1 protein-coding gene is annotated in these 278 nt (G+C 34.2%); it reads right to left on the reverse strand.

The features are described 5' to 3' along the window. The coding region (locus FS608_RS29870) for an IS110 family transposase (protein ID WP_144556159.1) at nucleotides 1-278 on the reverse strand (278 nt) is incomplete at both ends.

Below are 278 nucleotides of genomic sequence, written 5' to 3' on the forward strand. Positions count from 1 at the left end.
TGATAACGAGATCTTGTTAATTGCTGGAGTGCCACATACTGACTTTCTTTTACGATAGACATTTGATTTCGTCCAAACCGTAAATAGTCAGCGATGACAAAGGCATCAATCTCATCTGTTTTATCCATGTCAGAATAGCTTTTCTTGAAATTTGCAATTTGTTTTGGATTCATTAGAAATACCTTTGCTCCAAAGCGTTGTAAGTCTTCATCATAATGAAGAAACATAGATGGATGAAAACTATAAACAGATGTGGATTCTAGACCGATTTTAAAAGT

This window comes from Bacillus sp. X1(2014) (assembly GCF_007678255.1).